The 14,930-nt window shown below is 74.2% G+C and carries 12 protein-coding genes; 6 read left to right on the top strand and 6 right to left on the bottom strand.

Annotated features, from left to right (window positions below; genetic code table 11):
* The first annotated feature begins 231 nt into the window (after nucleotides 1–231).
* From ACFU6K_RS11765 to ACFU6K_RS11745, 5 genes are all read left to right on the top strand, one after another.
* The gene (locus ACFU6K_RS11765; protein ID WP_049657802.1) at nucleotides 232–1,149 is read left to right on the top strand and encodes a metal-dependent hydrolase; all 918 of its coding nucleotides are present in this window, start codon (nucleotides 232–234) and stop codon (nucleotides 1,147–1,149) included.
* A 47-nt stretch (nucleotides 1,150–1,196) separates the two neighbouring features.
* The gene (locus tag ACFU6K_RS11760) at nucleotides 1,197–2,285 is read left to right on the top strand and encodes a PDR/VanB family oxidoreductase (protein WP_380662393.1); all 1,089 of its coding nucleotides are present in this window, start codon (nucleotides 1,197–1,199) and stop codon (nucleotides 2,283–2,285) included.
* Nucleotides 2,286–2,298: 13 nt separating this feature from the next.
* Nucleotides 2,299–3,213, top strand: coding sequence for a M24 family metallopeptidase (locus tag ACFU6K_RS11755; RefSeq protein WP_380662392.1), 915 nt, complete (start codon nucleotides 2,299–2,301; stop codon nucleotides 3,211–3,213).
* Complete coding sequence (locus ACFU6K_RS11750; RefSeq protein ID WP_380662391.1) at nucleotides 3,210–4,964, top strand: SDR family oxidoreductase; 1,755 nt, start codon at nucleotides 3,210–3,212, stop codon at nucleotides 4,962–4,964. The genes ACFU6K_RS11755 and ACFU6K_RS11750 overlap by 4 nt, the downstream gene beginning before the upstream one ends.
* Before the next feature lie 69 nt (nucleotides 4,965–5,033).
* Nucleotides 5,034–5,654, top strand: a complete 621-nt coding sequence (locus ACFU6K_RS11745; RefSeq protein ID WP_380662390.1) for a LysE family translocator — start codon at nucleotides 5,034–5,036, stop codon at nucleotides 5,652–5,654.
* A 14-nt stretch (nucleotides 5,655–5,668) separates the two neighbouring features.
* Here the strand turns inward: ACFU6K_RS11745 and ACFU6K_RS11740 are convergent, their stop codons facing one another.
* The 6 genes from ACFU6K_RS11740 to ACFU6K_RS11715 form a co-directional block, all read right to left on the bottom strand.
* On the bottom strand, nucleotides 5,669–5,962 hold the full coding sequence (locus tag ACFU6K_RS11740; protein ID WP_380662389.1) for a hypothetical protein: 294 nt from the start codon (nucleotides 5,960–5,962) through the stop codon (nucleotides 5,669–5,671).
* A gap of 100 nt (nucleotides 5,963–6,062) precedes the next feature.
* Nucleotides 6,063–7,295 carry an XdhC family protein gene (locus ACFU6K_RS11735; protein ID WP_380662388.1) on the bottom strand — a complete coding sequence of 411 codons (1,233 nt, stop codon included), beginning with the start codon at nucleotides 7,293–7,295 and terminating at the stop codon, nucleotides 6,063–6,065.
* 134 nt (nucleotides 7,296–7,429) lie between these two features.
* A complete protein-coding gene (locus ACFU6K_RS11730) occupies nucleotides 7,430–8,944 on the bottom strand; it encodes an NCS2 family permease (protein WP_380662387.1) in 1,515 nt (504 codons plus the stop codon).
* 285 nt (nucleotides 8,945–9,229) lie between these two features.
* Nucleotides 9,230–11,596, bottom strand: coding sequence for a xanthine dehydrogenase subunit D (pucD, locus tag ACFU6K_RS11725; protein ID WP_380662386.1), 2,367 nt, complete (start codon nucleotides 11,594–11,596; stop codon nucleotides 9,230–9,232).
* Nucleotides 11,593–12,081 (bottom strand): (2Fe-2S)-binding protein, encoded by a 489-nt coding sequence (locus ACFU6K_RS11720; RefSeq protein ID WP_380662385.1) that lies wholly within the window; start codon nucleotides 12,079–12,081, stop codon nucleotides 11,593–11,595. The genes pucD and ACFU6K_RS11720 overlap by 4 nt, the downstream gene beginning before the upstream one ends.
* Nucleotides 12,078–12,965 carry an FAD binding domain-containing protein gene (locus ACFU6K_RS11715; RefSeq protein ID WP_380662384.1) on the bottom strand — a complete coding sequence of 296 codons (888 nt, stop codon included), beginning with the start codon at nucleotides 12,963–12,965 and terminating at the stop codon, nucleotides 12,078–12,080. The genes ACFU6K_RS11720 and ACFU6K_RS11715 overlap by 4 nt, the downstream gene beginning before the upstream one ends.
* A 312-nt stretch (nucleotides 12,966–13,277) precedes the next feature.
* On the opposite strand from ACFU6K_RS11715, the gene ACFU6K_RS11710 reads away from it, so the two are divergent.
* A complete protein-coding gene (locus ACFU6K_RS11710) occupies nucleotides 13,278–14,888 on the top strand; it encodes a PucR family transcriptional regulator (protein WP_380662383.1) in 1,611 nt (536 codons plus the stop codon).
* The last annotated feature ends 42 nt before the right edge of the window (nucleotides 14,889–14,930 follow it).

Below are 14,930 nucleotides of genomic sequence, written 5' to 3'. Positions count from 1 at the left end.
GTAACGGCAGGGCTTCCGGCGCTTCCCACGGTGTCCGGCGCTTCCCGCGGCGGCGGTTTCCCGCGGTGTCGGGCGGTTTCCCATGGGGTCCGGCGGCGTACGTCGTCCGACGACGCGCGTCACTTATTAGACTCGATGTCGATAAGGGATGCCGAACCCCTTGTCCCGATGGCTACCCGCGAGTACGTTTCCCTGGAGCCGAGCCGCCGTCCCAGGTCAGGAGGGCCTGCCATGCCCCGTTCCACCCCCGTCCCCGCCCTCGCCGCGCCCGCCGCACGCGTGCACGAGAGCCTCGTGCTGGAGCCCCGGGACGTCCGCTTCGACTGGTCCCGGCTGCCGCTGCACTGGATCCCGGACGAGCCGATGGCCACCCACGTCATCAACGTGCTGCACCTGCTGCTGCCCGAGGGCGAGCGGTGGTTCGTCAAGGTGTTCAAGGAGGCGCTGCCGCTCATCCGGGACGAGCAACTGCGCGAGGAGGTCCTCGGGTTCATCGGGCAGGAGGCCATCCACGCCGAGGCGCACCAGGAGGTCCTGGACCACCTGCTCGGCCAGGGGCTCGACCCGCGGCCGTACGTCCGGCAGATCTCCTGGCTGTTCCAGCGCGTCCTCGGCGACAAGCCGGGGCTGTCGCCGGCCCGGCAGCGCGAGAACGTCATCGAGCGGGTCGCCTTCATCGCGGCGATCGAGCACTTCACCGCCTTCCTCGGCAACTGGGCGCTCAACTCCCCGGGCCTGGACCGGGCCAAGGCGGACCCGACGATGCTGGACCTGCTGCGCTGGCACGGCGCGGAGGAGGTCGAGCACCGCAGCGTCGCCTACGACCTGATGGTCCACCTGGACCCGGGATACCTCCGCCGGGTGCGCGGAATGGCCGTCTCCGGGCCGCTGCTGGTGCACCTCTGGGTGCGCGGCGCCCGGTTCCTGCTCGCCGCCGACCCCACCCTGGCGGGGCGGCTCAAGCCCACCTGGCGGGAGGCCGGCCGGATCGCGAAGCGCGGACTGCTGCCGGACCCGGTCAAGTCGGTCCGCTCCGGGCTGCGCTACCTGCGGCCGGGCTACCACCCGACCCAGGAGGGCTCGTCCAGCCAGGCGCTGGGCTACCTCGCCGCCTCCCCGGCCGCCCGCGCGGCCGCCGGGCGCGGCTGACGCGGGCGACAGCCCCCTCTCCCTCCCCACCCCAAGGACCCCGCCGGATGGACCTGCACACCCCGCCCCCCGACCTCTACGGCCGCCCCCGTGCCGACGGATTCATGCGCCGGCTCACCGCCTTCGGCGACCGCTACTCCCCGGCCCTCGGCAGCCCCCTGCTGCGCCGCAACCCCCGCCGCCCGCTCAGCCGCCCCACTCCGCCGCTCCAGCTGGTCGTCGCCGAACGCCGCCGACTGGCGGCCGACGTCGTCGAGTTGCGGCTCACCGACCCCTCCGGCGGCCCGCTGCCCGGCTGGCAGCCCGGCGCCCACCTGCGCCTCGTCCTGCCCTCCGGCCGCGAGCGCCACTACTCCCTCAGCGGCGACCCGGCCGACCGCACCGCCTACCGCATCGCCGTCCGGCGGCTGCCCGAGGGCGGCGGCGGGTCCGTCGAGGTCCACGACGCCCTGCACCCCGGCACCCGGCTCACCGCCCGCCGCCCGCGCAACGGCTTCGCCTTCTGCGCCGAGCCCGCCGTCCTCCTGCTGGCCGGCGGCATCGGCATCACCCCGCTGCTCCCGATGGCCCGGGAGGCACAACGGCACGGCCTGGACTGGCGCCTGGTGCACGTCGGCCGCAGTGCCGACACCCTCCCGTACGCGGACGAGCTGCGCGCCCTCGACCCGCACCGGGTGGTGCTGCGCACCGACGACGAGCACGGCGGCGTCCCCACCGGCGCCGAACTGCTCGCCCACGCCCCGCGTGGCGCCGCCGTCTACTGCTGCGGTCCGGCCCCGATGCTCTCCGCCGTGCAGCGCGCCCTGGACGGCTCCCCGGCCGCCTCCCTGCACTTCGAGCGCTTCGGCGCCGCCCCGGTCACCGACGGCGAGCCGTTCGCCGTCCGACTCGGCACCGACGGTCCGACCCTCGACGTGCCCGCCGACCGCTCCGCCCTGGACGTGCTGCGCGAGGCCCGCCCGGACCTCCCGTACTCCTGCCACCAGGGCTTCTGCGGCACCTGCGAGGTCCGCCTGCTGGCCGGCTCGCCCGACCACCGGGACCGCCGGCTCACCCCCGAGCAGCGCGCCGCCGGCGCCCTGCTGCCCTGCGTCTCCCGGGCCGCCGAGGGTGAGACCCTCGTGCTCGACCTCTAGAAGGAGCTCCGCCATGGCGAAAGCGACCCCCGCCTTCCGCTACACCGAGCGCGACCTCGCCCGCTTCCGCGAGACCCAGCAGCTCGCCTACCACTGCGCCGAACAGGTCGCGGCCTGGATCGAACCCGGCGTCACCGAGCGGCAGACCACCGCCGAGCTGCGCCGCCGCCTGGTCGCCGCCGGGGTGCAGGACTTCTTCCACGTCCCCTTCGCCTGGTTCGGCGACCGGACGGCGTTCCGGCACTTCCACACCCCGCTCCAGTTCTTCGCCGGCAACCGCCGGTTGGCGGAGGGCATGCCGTACGTGCTGGACTGCGCGCCCGTGGTGGACGGCTACACCGCCGACATCGGCTACGGCGGCAAGGTCGGCGAGAACCGGGTCTGGGACCGCCTGGCCGCCGACCTGAAGGTCTACCGTGAGCTGATCCTCGCCGAGGTGCGGGCCCGCAGGCCGCTCGCCGAGGTGTACGCCGCGGTGGACGCCCAGATCGCCGCGCACGGCTACGACAACCGCCACCAGGTCTACCCGGGCCGGGTGATCGGCCACCAGGTCACCCGCAACACCGCGCGCGGCCCGGCCGGGGTGAACGTCTTCGGCTTCGGGGTGCGCACCCTCCAGACCCTCGGCCGCGAGCTCGTCTCCGAGCGGCTGCACGGCCGTTCGCCGCTCTGGGCCGACGGGCGGTCGTCCCGGCACGCGCCCACCCCGGGGCTGTGGGCGGTCGAGCCGCACATCGGCTTCCGGGGCGTGGGCATCAAGTTCGAGGAACTGCTGGTGGTCACCGAGGACGACGCCTACTGGCTCGACGACGACCTGCCGCACGTCCGCCGCTGGACCGCCGCCACCACCGCCGCCACCGCCACCGCCGAGCCGGCCACCACGGAAGAGACCGCCGAGCCGACCGCCACCCTGGAGGCCACCCGATGACGTTCCCGACGAAGCCCCAGGCGCAGCCGAAGCCCCCGGTCCGCCGCCGGACCGTCCACTCCGGCGGCCTCCCGCTCGCCGTCTTCGAGCAGGGCGACCCGGACGCCCCCACCGTCCTCCTCGTGCACGGCTACCCCGACACCCACACCGTCTGGGACGACATCGCCGCCGACCTCGCCCGCGACCACCACGTGGTCCGCTACGACGTGCGCGGCGCCGGGGAGTCGGCCGCCCCCGCCGACCGGTCCGGCTACCGCCTGGAGCACCTCGCCGAGGACCTGTTCGCCGTCGCCGACGCCGTCAGCCCCGACCGCCCGGTGCACCTGCTCGCCCACGACTGGGGCTCGATCCAGTCCTGGGAGGCCGTCACCGCACCCGGCGCCGAGCGCCGGATCGCCTCGTACACCACCCTGTCCGGCCCCAGCCTGGACCACATGGGCCACTGGCTGCGCCACCGGCTGCGCCGCCCCACCCCCCGCCACCTGGGCCAGCTGCTCCACCAGGGCCTGCACTCCTGGTACATCACCGCCTTCCACCTGCCCTACCTCGCCCCCGGTGTCTGGCGCCTCGGCCTGGCCCGGGCCTGGCCGAGGGTGCTGCGCGACCTGGAGCACGTCACCCCGCGCGCCGACCACCCGCAGCCCACCCTGCGCCGCGACGCGGTCCGCGGCATCGAGCTGTACCGGGCCAACTTCCGCCCCGCCCTGGGCAGTCCGCGCGAGCGGCCGACCGAGGTGCCGGTCCAGCTGATCACCCTCACCCGGGACCGGTACGTCGGCACCTACCTCTCCGAGGGGCTGGAGCGCTGGGCACCGAACCTGACCCGCAGGACGCTGCACGCCGGCCACTGGTCGGCGCTGCTGGAGAAGGGAGCCACCGTGGCCGGACTGGTCCGCGAGTTCACCGCCCGCACCGACGAGGGGCGGACCCGACCGGAGGAGGGCGACGGCCGGCTGGTCGTGGTCACCGGCGGCGGCAGTGGCATCGGCCGGGCCACCGCGCTCGCCTTCGCCGAGGACGGCGCCCGGGTGGTGGTCTGCGACCTCGACCTCGCGGCCGCCGAGCGCACCGCCGAACTCGCCTCGCTGATCGGCCCGCAGGCGCACGCCTACCGGGTGGACGTCTCCGACGGCGCTGCGGTGGACGCCTTCGCGCAGACCGTCGCGGCCGAGCACGGGGTGCCCGACGTCATGGTCAACAACGCGGGAATCGGGCACTCCGGGACGTTCCTGCAGACCACCGAGAAGGAGTGGCAGCGGGTCCTGGACGTCAACCTCTGGGGAGTGATCCACGGCTGCCGCGCCTTCGGCACCCTGATGGCCGACCGCGGCCAGGGCGGCCACATCGTCAACGTCTCCTCCGCCGCCGCCTACCTGCCGTCCAAGGCGCTCACCGCCTACGCCACCAGCAAGGCCGCGGTGTTCATGCTCTCCGACTGCCTGCGCGCCGAGTTCGTCGGCCACGGCATCGGCGTCTCCACCATCTGCCCCGGCATCGTCAACACCAACATCACCCGCACCTCCACCTTCTCCGCCACCACCTCCACCGAGCAGGCCGCCAAGCAGGCCCGCGCCGCGAAGCTCTACGCCCGCCGCGGCTTCCCCCCGGAGAAGGTCGCCACCGCCATCCTCACCGCCGTCCGCACCGGCCGGCCCGTCGTCCCCGTCACCCCGGAGGCCAAGGCCGCCCGCTTCCTCTCCCGCCTCAGCCCCGGCCTCCTGCGCCTCGCCGCCCGCCTCAACGTCACCTGACCGGCTACCCGGAAGGGTCCCGCCCCGGGCGGCCCGCGGCGGCCCGGGGCTGTGAGAGCATCGAGGCCCATGGAGATGACAACGGCCCTGTGGTCCTTCGCCCTCGTCGTGGGGCTGCTCACGCTCACGCCCGGGCTCGATACGGCGCTGGTCCTGCGGACCTCCGCGTTGGGGCGGCGCCGGCAGGCGTGGGGGGTCGTGCTGGGGATCCAGACCGGGACGCTGCTCTGGGGGACGCTGACCTCGGCCGGGGTGACGGCGCTGCTCACCGCCTCGCAGGTGGCGTACGAGGTCCTGCGGTGGGCGGGCGCGGCGTACCTGGTGTGGATGGGCATCGGGATGCTGCGCAACCGTGGTGGCGAGGCGGCGGCCGAGGAGGAGCCGGAGGACGGCGGGTTCGCGCACGGCTGGCGGCGGGGCACGCTGACCAACCTGCTGAACCCCAAGGTCGGGGTCTTCTACGTGGCCGTGCTTCCGCAGTTCATCCCGGTCGGCGTCCCGCACTTCGCCGCCGGTGTGGCGCTGACCTGCGTGCACGTCGTGGAGGGCCTGCTCTGGTCGACCGTCCTGGTGGGTTTCGCCCGCGTGCTGCGCGGCTGGCTGCGCCGCCCGGCCGCCCGGCGCCTGATGGACCGGGTGACCGGCGCGGTGGTGGTGGGCTTCGGCGTGAAGCTGGCGCTGACCGACTAGGGCGGCCCGGCCGCTCAGCGGCCGAGACGCTTCAGCCCTTCCATGAGTTCGTCCGCGTTCATGCAGATGTGCAGGTCGACGGTGGCGTTCAGCTGGGCCCAGAACGGTTCGGCGATAGACGGCAGCGAGGCCTCGTCCGGGACGTCGACGACCATGACCATGCCGCGGCTTCCGTTGCGGTTGAGGAAGTAGGCCGCCTCCGGCTTCAGTTGGGCCAGCACGCGCTGGATCCCTTCGGCCATGGTTCCGTCGCTGATCAGCTTGTTCGAGGCCGCGGTGTCGAGTTCGACCTCCAGCAGGGCACGCATGATGCCCGCTCCTTCCCCGGGCTCGGGGCGAGTCCGCAACTCCAGCCTCCCGCCGCGCCGGTGGCCACGCAACGTGAGCGGCACCGGAGCCGCTCCCGGCTCAGGCCGCGTGGGTACGGGGTGTCGGGCCGCCGGCCGCGCCGCCCTCGTCACCCTCCGTCCCCGTTCGCGACAGGTCGTGGTGGATCGGCCCGTCCGAGGCGCTCAGCGGCAGGCAGCTGCCGCCGCGCCGGTGGGCGACGATCTCGGCGGCGACCGAGACCGCCGTCTCCTCCGGGGTGCGGGAGCCGAGGTCCAGGCCGATCGGGGAGCGCAGCCGGGCCAGTTCGGCCTCGGTGAGCCCCGCCTCGCGGAGCCGGGCGGCGCGCTCCCGGTGGGTGCGGCGCGATCCCATCGCGCCGACGTAGCCGACCGGCAGCCGCAGGGCGCGCTCCAGCAGCGGGATGTCGAACTTGGCGTCGTGGGTGAGCACGCAGAGCACGGTGCGTCCGTCGATCCGGCCGAGTTGGGAGTCCAGGTAGCGGTGCGGCCAGTCGACCACCACCTCGTCGGCCGCCGGGAAGCGGCGGGCGGTGGCGAAGACCGGCCGGGCGTCGCAGACGGTCACGTGGTAGCCGAGGAACTTGCCGATCCGCACCACCGCGGCCGCGAAGTCGATCGCCCCGAACACCAGCATCCGCGGCGCGGGCACGTACGACTCGACGAAGCAGGTGACGGTGCCCCGGCGGTGTTCGTCGCAGGGGCGGCCGTCCAGGCCGAGCACCAGCCGGCCGGTGCGTCCGGCCTCCAGCATCGCCCGGGCCCGCACGACGATCGCCCGCTCCAGGGCGCCGACCGTCGAGGGCGTCGGCGAGAGCGCGCCGGCCACGCCGTCCGCGGTGACCGCCAGGGTGGCCCCGACCAGCCCGCCCGGTCCGCCTGTCCCGCCCGCCCCGCCCGGCCCGGCGATCACCCGGACCAGGGCCACCGGTGTGCCGGCTGCGATGTGCGCGATCCCGGTGTCCAGCCCGGCGTCGGCCCCCGGCACCACCGGCTGGACGAACACGTCCAGGACGCCGCCGCAGGTCAGGCCCACCGCGAAGGCGTCCTCGTCGCTGTACCCGAAGCGTTCCAGCACCGGCTCGCCGCTCGCCAGGGCGGCCCGGCACAGCTCGTACACCGCGCCCTCGACGCACCCGCCGGAGACGCTGCCGACCGCCTCGCCGTCCGCGTCCACGGCCAGCGCCGCCCCGGGGTCGCGCGGAGCGCTGCCGGAGACGCCGACCACGGTGGCCACGGCGAAGGAGCGCCCGGACGCGTGCCAGGCCCGCAGTTGCTCGGCGATGTCCTGCATGGGGGAGGCTCCTTACACGGTTTCGACAGTAGCGGGAGACGCCGCCGTACGGGAAACGATCCCGTACGGCGGCGGTGGCACCCGAGGCGGTCCTGCCCGACGTGAGCGCGAACAGGGCGAAGGCGCCCGGGTGCCTAGTGCACGCCCAGCCAGGACTTGACCGGGGTGATCGCGAAGTACACCACGAACACCGCGGTGAGGATCCACATCAGCGCCCCGGGCTCGCGCCGACGCCCCACCCCGGCCTTGATGACGGTGTACGAGATGACGCCGGCCGCGACGCCCGCGGTGATGCTGTACGTGAACGGCATCAGCACGCAGGTGAGGAACGCCGGGACGGCCACCTCGCGGTCGGACCAGTCGATGTGCCGTGCCTGGCTCATCATCATCGAGCCGATCACGACCAGGGCGGCCGAGGCCACCTCGACCGGGACGATCCCGGCGATCGGCGAGAAGAACAGCATCAGGGCGAACAGGGCGCCGGTGACGGTGGAGGCGAGCCCGGTGCGGGCGCCGTCGCCGACGCCGGTGGCGGACTCGACGAAGACGGTCTGTCCGGAGGCGCCCGCCAGGCCGCCGACCGCGCCGCCCGCGCCGTCGATGAACAGCGCCTTGGACAGTCCGGGCATCCGGCCCCGTCGGTCGGCCAGTCCGGCCTCGGTGCCGACGCCGATGATGGTGGCCATCGCGTCGAAGAAGCCGGCCAGCACCAGGGTGAACACCGCGACCGAGGCGCTGATCGCGCCCATGCCGTGGCCGCCGAACGCGCCGAACAGGTCGACGTGGCCGAACAGGCCGAAGTCCGGTGCGGAGACCGGGCTGCCGGGCCAGACCGGCACCGAGTTCCGCCAGGCCCCGGCGGGCACGTGGGCGGCCCGGTTGACGATCACCGCGAGCACGGTGCCGCCGGCGATGCCGAGCAGGATCGCGCCGCGGACGCCGCGCGCCATCAGCACGAAGATCGCCAGCAGGGTGACGCAGAAGACCAGCACCGGCCAGCCGGACAGCTCGCCGGTCGGGCCGAGCGAGAGCGGGGTGGGGCCGCCGGTGTGCATGAACCCGGCCTTGTAGAGGCCGATCACCGTGACGAACAGGCCGATGCCGATGGTGATGGCGTGCTTGAGCGGCAGCGGGATGCCGTTCATGATCCGCTCGCGCAGCCCGGAGACGACCAGCAGCACGATCAGCAGGCCGTAGATCACGCACAGGCCCATGGCCTGCGCCCAGGTGGTGTGCGGGACGACCAGCGCGGAGACCGCGCCGGAGACGGAGAGCCCGGCGGCGAGGGCGAGCGGCACGTTGCCGACCAGGCCCATCAGGACGGTGGTGACGGCGGCGGCCAGCGCGGTGGCGGTGGTCAGCGCGGCGGGGTCCAGTGTGGCGCCGGTCGCGTCCGCGCCGCTCAGGATGAGCGGGTTGAGCAGGATGATGTACGCCATCGCCATGAAGGTGGTGACCCCACCGCGCAGTTCGTTGGCGAGGGTCGATCCCCGGGCCGAGATCCTGAAGTAGGCGTCCAGCGCGCCGGTGGGGCGCGGGGCGCCCTGGGGCGACGTCCCGGGTTCGTTCCCGGCGGGTCCGTCTTCGGTGGGTCCGTCCTCGGTGGGTCCGTCTTCGGTGGTGCCGGGCTCCGTGGGGATCATGGTCATGTCCATCCCAAGTATCAAGGGGGGTTGGGGTGGGCGAGCCGACCTGACCGCCGGTCAACGAAGCGGCGTAGGGGGACGTATCGACTCACGGGGCGCTCCTGGGCAGCGGGGGAGTGCCCGCGGCGCATCGGAGGGTGGTGCGCACCGCTGCGGGCCCCGGGGTGGGCAGGGCAGCGGCTGTACGGGGACGCCTCCCGGGTGGCGGGGACGCCCCCGGGCAGCGGGGAGTGCCCTCGGGGCGGCGGGGAAGGCGGCCGCCGCCCCGGGGAGGACGAACTCCGGTCGTCAGAGCGGCCGTTCGGTGGTCAGGTGCTCCGGCCGGACCGGGATCCGGTTGAGCGCCAGCCCGGTGGCGTTGCGGATGGCGGCCACGATGGATGGCGTCGCCGACACGGTCGGCGCCTCGCCGACCCCGCGCAGCCCGTACGGGGCGTTGGGGTCGGGCAGTTCGAGCACCTCCACCGGGATCGGCGGGGTGTCCAGGATGGTGGGGATCAGGTAGTCGGTGAAGGAGGCGTTGCGCACCTTGCCGTCCCGCACGATGATCTCCTCCATCACCGCGAGGCCCAGCGCCTGGGTGCAGCCGCCCTGGATCTGGCCGACCACGGAGAGCGGGTTGAGCGCCTTGCCGACGTCCTGGACGGCGGTGAGCTCGACCACCTTGACCAGGCCCAGCTCCACGTCCACGTCCACCACCGCGCGGTTGGCGCAGAAGGTGTACTGGACGTGGCCGAAGCCCTGGCCGGTCTCCTTGTCGAAGGCCTGGGTGGGCCGGTGGTGATGTTCGCGGGTCTGCTCGACGGCCTCGTCGCCGAGCAGGTCGACGATGGAGACCAGCGCGCCGGCGCTCTTCGACACCACCTTGCCGTCGGTCAGCACCAGGTCGTCGTGGGTCCAGCCGTAGCGCCGGCGCCCCTTGTCGAACAGCTCCCGGCGGACCGCCTCGGCGGCCAGCTTCACCGCCCCGCCCGTCATGTACGTCTGGCGCGAGGCGGAGGTCGAACCGGCCGACCCCACCTCGGTGTTGGCCGGGTGGATGGTGACCTGCTCGACGCCCAGCTCGGTGCGGGCGATCTGGGCGTGCACCGTGACGCCGCCCTGGCCGACCTCGGCCGCCGCGGTGTGCACCATGGCGACCGGCTCGCCGCCGATCACCTCCAGCCGCACCCGGGCGGTGGAGTAGTCGTCGAAGCCCTCGGAGAAGCCGACGTTCTTGATGCCGACCGAGTAGCCGACGCCGCGGACGATCCCCTCGCCGTGCGAGGTGTTGGACAGCGCGCCGGGCAGCCGGCGCACGTCGAGGTGCTCGGTGTCCAGCGGCGGCGGCAGCGGCATCTCCTTGGCCCGCCGCAGCAGTTCGGCCACCGGCGCGGGGGAGTCGATCCGCTGGCCGGTGGGCATGAAGTCGCCCTCGGACATCGCGTTGAGCTGCCGCAGCTCCACCGGGTCCATGCCCAGTGCGGCGGCCAGCTTGTCCATCTGCGACTCGTAGCCGAACGCCGCCTGCACCGCGCCGAAGCCGCGCATCGCCCCGCAGGACGGGTTGTTGCTGTACAGCGCGATGGCGTGCATCCGCACGTTGGGGATCACGTACGGGCCGTGCCCGAGCGAGGCCGCGTTGCCGACCACGGCGGGGGAGGCGGAGGCGTATGCGCCGCCGTCCAGCACGATCCGGCAGTCGGCGTAGACCAGCCGGCCGTCCCGGGTGGCGCCGTGCTCGTAGTGCATCCGCGCCGGGTGGCGGTGGACGTGGCCGAAGAAGGACTCGTCCCGGGAGTAGACGATCTTGACCGGCTTGCCGGTGTGCTGGGCCAGCAGGCAGGCGTGGATCTGCATCGACAGGTCCTCGCGGCCGCCGAACGCGCCGCCCACGCCGGCCAGGGTGAGCCGGACCTTCTCCTCCGGCAGATCGAGCACCGGCGCCATCTGCTGGCGGTCGACGTGCAGCCACTGGGTGGCGATGTAGAGGTCGATGCCGCCGTCCTCGGCGGGCACCGCGAGGCCGGACTCCGGGCCGAGGAAGGCCTGGTCCTGCATGCCGACCTCGTAGTCGCCGCTGACGACCACGTCCGCCAGCGCCCGCACCTCGTCGGTCACCCCGCGGCCGGAGACCAGCCGCTGCTCGTGGCAGATGTTGCCGTACGCGTGGGACTTGTACTCGTGCGGCTCGTGCACGTACCCGTACGTCTCCGGGTCGAGGCACTGCTCCTCGGTGACGATCGGGGTGAGCACCTCGTACTCGACCGCGATCCTCTTCACCGCCCGGCGGGCCGTCTCCGGGTGGTCGGCGGCGACCAGCGCGATCGCCTCGCCGTGGTAGCGGATCCGGTCGATGGCCAGGGCCGGCTGGTCCTGGATCTCCAGGCCGTAGTACTTCGAGCCGGGGATGTCCTCGTGCGTCAGCACCGCGTACACCCCGGGCACCTTGAGCGCCTCGGTGACGTCCACGGAGAGGATGTTCGCCCGGGGGTGCGGCGAGCGCAGCGCCGTGCCCCAGAGCATGTCCTCGTGCCACAGGTCGGAGGAGTAGGCGAACTCGCCCCGGACCTTCAGGTTGCCGTCCGGGCGCAGCGGCGAGCCGCCGATGCCGTCCTTGGCCGCCTGGTTGATGTTCTGCAGGTTCTTCTGCCCCCGGATGGTCCGCGCGCTCACGCCGCGCCCTCCGTCCCCGCGCACGTGCGGGCCGAGGCCAGCCGCACCGCGTCCATGATCTTCTCGTAGCCGGTGCAGCGGCACAGGTTGCCGGACAGCGCCTCGCGGATGTCGTCGTCGCTCGGCTGCGGGTCCTCGGCCAGCAGCGCGTCGGTCTGCACCAGCAGGCCGGGGGTGCAGAAACCGCACTGGACGGCGCCGGCGTCGACGAACGCCTGCTGGACCAGGCCCAGTTCGCCGTCCTCCCTGCCCAGGCCCTCGACCGTGCGCACCTCGCGGTCCTGCACCTGGCCGGCCGCGACCAGGCAGGAGCAGACCGGGACGCCGTCCAGGTAGACCGTGCAGGAGCCGCACTCGCCCTGCTCGCAGGCGTTCTTCGAGCCGGGCAGGCCGACCCGCTCGCGCAGCACGTACAGCAGGCTCTCGCCCTCCCACACGTCGTCGGCCTCGACCGGCCTGCCGTTGGCGGTGAAAGTGACCCTCATGCCGCGCTCCTGATCTGCTTGCCGTAGTCGTTCCAGGTCCAGGTGAGGGTGCGGCGGGCCATCACGGCGAGCGCGTGCCGCCGGTAGTCGGCGGTGCCGCGGACGTCGTCGATCGGCGAGGCCGCGGCCTTCACCAGCTCGCCGAAGCGCTGGACCACCTCGGTGCCCAGCAGTTCCCCGGACTCCCACAGCCCGCGCTCGGCGAGCACGCCCCGGAGGTACTCCTCGGCCGCGACGGCGCGGCGCGGCGTGGGGGCGGCCGAACCGATGCCGGTGCCGACGGTCCCGTTCCGCGGGTGCAGGGCGAAGCCGAACGCGCAGACCGCGATCACCATGGCGTTGCGGGTGCCGATCTTCGAGAACTGCTGCGGCCCGTCCGCCACCGGGATGCGCACGGCCCGGATCAGCTCGTCGGCCTCCAGGAGGTTGCGCTTCACCCCGACGTAGAAGTCGTCGATCGGGATCAGCCGGGTGCCGCGCGCCGAGGCCGCCTCGACGAAGACGTCCCGCCCGGCCGCGAGCAGCGCCGGGTGCGAGTCGCCGGCCGGGGAGGCCGCGCCGAGGTTGCCGCCGACGCTGCCGCGGTTGCGGATCTGCGGCGAGCCGACGGTGCGGGCCGCCAGCGCCAGCCCGGGCAGCGGACCGGACAGCTCCGCGATGATCCGGGTGTACGGGACCGCGGCGCCGAGCCTCACGACGGCGCCGTCGTTCGACCATTCGGCGAGTTCGGTGATGCGGTTCAGATCGAGGATCGCGGACGGCCGGTGCACGTCGAAGTTCAGCTCGACCATGACGTCCGTGCCACCCGAAACGGGCAGCGCGGTCGGGTACTCGGCCTTCGCCGCGAGTGCCTCGTCCCAGGTGGCGGGCCGAAGGAACTCCATGCGGGTGTCTCCTCACTTCGTCGCCCGCCGGGTGTCCGGCGGCGTGTCGCCCAGTGAACCGCCGCGACGCGGCCCGCTGGCAGTCACCGATGGCATGAAGCCCCGGCGGTGAGCCCGCCCGGCATCCTGTACGTTCCTCTAAGGAGGAGAACCTCGCAGCCCAGGTGTCCGCCGGGTGCTACCTACGACCGTAATCCGGCCGTGACGCGCGGGCTACGGACCCGGGCCACGGACCCGGGCGGACGCCCGCCCGGACAGGCCCTATCGTTACCCCTTCACCCTCCCCCCAAGCCCCCGTTAAGGAGTCCGCGGATGCGCGTCCGTGACCTGCTCGCCCCCGGCGCCCCGCGACTGCGCCTGCTCGCGGCCGAGGAAGAGCTGGACCGGCAGGTCAGCGGCGTGATGACGACGGACCTCCAGGACCCGGGCCGCTACCTGCACGGCGGCGAACTGGTGCTCACCGGCATGCTCTGGCGCACCGTCCCGGCCGACTCCGAGCGCTTCGTCCGCACCCTCGCGGCCGGCGGCGCGGTGGCCCTCGCGGCCGGCGAGGCCGAGGTCGGCCCGGTGCCCGAGGACCTGGTCGAGGCCTGCCGCCGGCACCGGATGCCGCTGCTCGCCGTCCCCGACGACATCGCCTTCGGCACCGTCACCGAGTTCATCGGCCGCCAGGTCTCCGCCGACCGGGCCGCCGACCTCGCCGCCCTGGTCGACCGGCACCGCCTGCTGGTCTCGGCGGCCGGCGGCGGCGGACTGGACGCGGTGCTCGACCTGCTCGGCGGCGACCTCGACCTGGACTGCTGGGTGCTCACCCCGACCGGCGCGGTGATCGCCGGCCCCGCCGACCGGCTCTCCGCCCAGGACCGCGACCAGCTGGTCCGCGCCCACCTCGCCGCCCAGCGCCAGCGCCGCCGCCCCCCGCACCGGGCCCGGCTGGCCGCCGGCTCCTTCTCGCTGCTGCCCGCCCCGGCCTCCGCCGAGCACGACGAGCCGCCGGCCGGCGGCGGCCTGCTGGCCGACTGGGTGCTCGCGGTGGCCGGCGACGTCACCGAGTGGACCACCAAGCGCCAGCAGCTCGCCGAGAACCTGGCCCGGCTGGTCGCCGCCGAGCGCCACCGCCGCGACGAGGGCCGCCGGCTGCGCCGCCGCCTCGCCGACGAGCTGCTCGCCCTGCTGCGCCGCGACGCCGACCCGGCCGAGGTCGGTCGCGCCCTGTACGCCTCCTCGGCGATGGCCGCCCGCTACGAGGGCCCCGGGGCCAAGTCCCAGGCGGAGGACGGCTCCTGGCTGGTGCTCAGCGCCGAGGGCACCGGCCTGCCGGAGGGCGCCGTACGGGCGGTGCTGGAGGAGGCGCTCGGCGGCGCCACCGACCGCGCCCTGGTCGCCGGGACGGGCACCGGCGCCGTGGTGGTGCTGCCCGTCCTGGACGCCCCGGTGCCCGCCGACGCCCTGCGCGAACTGCTCGCCCCGCTGGAGGCCGGGCTCGGCTCGGAGGGCCGGATCACCCTCGGCGTCTCCGCCCCCGCCGCCGGGGCCGGCGGCCTGCGCGGCGCCCTGGAGGAGGCCCGGCACGCCCGCCGGATCGCCGCCTCCCGGGTCGGCCGGGTCTGCGTCGCGGGCCCCGAGGAGCTCGCCTCGCACGTGCTGCTGCTGGCCGCCGTCCCGGACGAGGTGCGCCGGGCCTTCCGCAGCCGGCTGCTGGACACGGTGATCGCGTACGACATCGAGCACCAGGCGGACCTGGTCCGCACCCTGGAGGCCTTCCTGCGCTCGGACGGCTCCTGGACCCGCTGCGCCGCGCAGCTGCACGTCCACGTGAACACCCTGCGGTACCGGATCGGCCGGATCGAGGAGCTGACCGGGCGCGACCTCTCCCGGCTGGAGGACCGGGTGGACTTCTACCTGGCGCTGGAGCTGGCCTGACGCCGCGTCCGGACATGCGGAAGGGCCCGCCGCGACCTCGGT

It is taken from the genome of Kitasatospora sp. NPDC057512 (assembly GCF_042802135.1).
In the GTDB taxonomy this organism is placed as follows: Bacteria; Actinomycetota; Actinomycetes; order Streptomycetales; family Streptomycetaceae; genus Kitasatospora.
Note: the sequence above shows the minus strand (reverse complement) of the source record. Positions and strands in the feature narration are given on the sequence as shown.

Coding starts and splice junctions, on each gene's coding strand:
- ACFU6K_RS11765 (WP_049657802.1), top strand. CDS start 232: ATGCCCCGTTCCACCCCCGTCCCCGCCCTCGCCGCGCCCGCCGCACGC.
- ACFU6K_RS11760 (WP_380662393.1), top strand. CDS start 1,197: ATGGACCTGCACACCCCGCCCCCCGACCTCTACGGCCGCCCCCGTGCC.
- ACFU6K_RS11755 (WP_380662392.1), top strand. CDS start 2,299: ATGGCGAAAGCGACCCCCGCCTTCCGCTACACCGAGCGCGACCTCGCC.
- ACFU6K_RS11750 (WP_380662391.1), top strand. CDS start 3,210: ATGACGTTCCCGACGAAGCCCCAGGCGCAGCCGAAGCCCCCGGTCCGC.
- ACFU6K_RS11745 (WP_380662390.1), top strand. CDS start 5,034: ATGGAGATGACAACGGCCCTGTGGTCCTTCGCCCTCGTCGTGGGGCTG.
- ACFU6K_RS11740 (WP_380662389.1), bottom strand. CDS start 5,962: ATGCGTGCCCTGCTGGAGGTCGAACTCGACACCGCGGCCTCGAACAAG.
- ACFU6K_RS11735 (WP_380662388.1), bottom strand. CDS start 7,295: ATGCAGGACATCGCCGAGCAACTGCGGGCCTGGCACGCGTCCGGGCGC.
- ACFU6K_RS11730 (WP_380662387.1), bottom strand. CDS start 8,944: ATGACCATGATCCCCACGGAGCCCGGCACCACCGAAGACGGACCCACC.
- ACFU6K_RS11720 (WP_380662385.1), bottom strand. CDS start 12,081: ATGAGGGTCACTTTCACCGCCAACGGCAGGCCGGTCGAGGCCGACGAC.
- ACFU6K_RS11715 (WP_380662384.1), bottom strand. CDS start 12,965: ATGGAGTTCCTTCGGCCCGCCACCTGGGACGAGGCACTCGCGGCGAAG.
- ACFU6K_RS11710 (WP_380662383.1), top strand. CDS start 13,278: ATGCGCGTCCGTGACCTGCTCGCCCCCGGCGCCCCGCGACTGCGCCTG.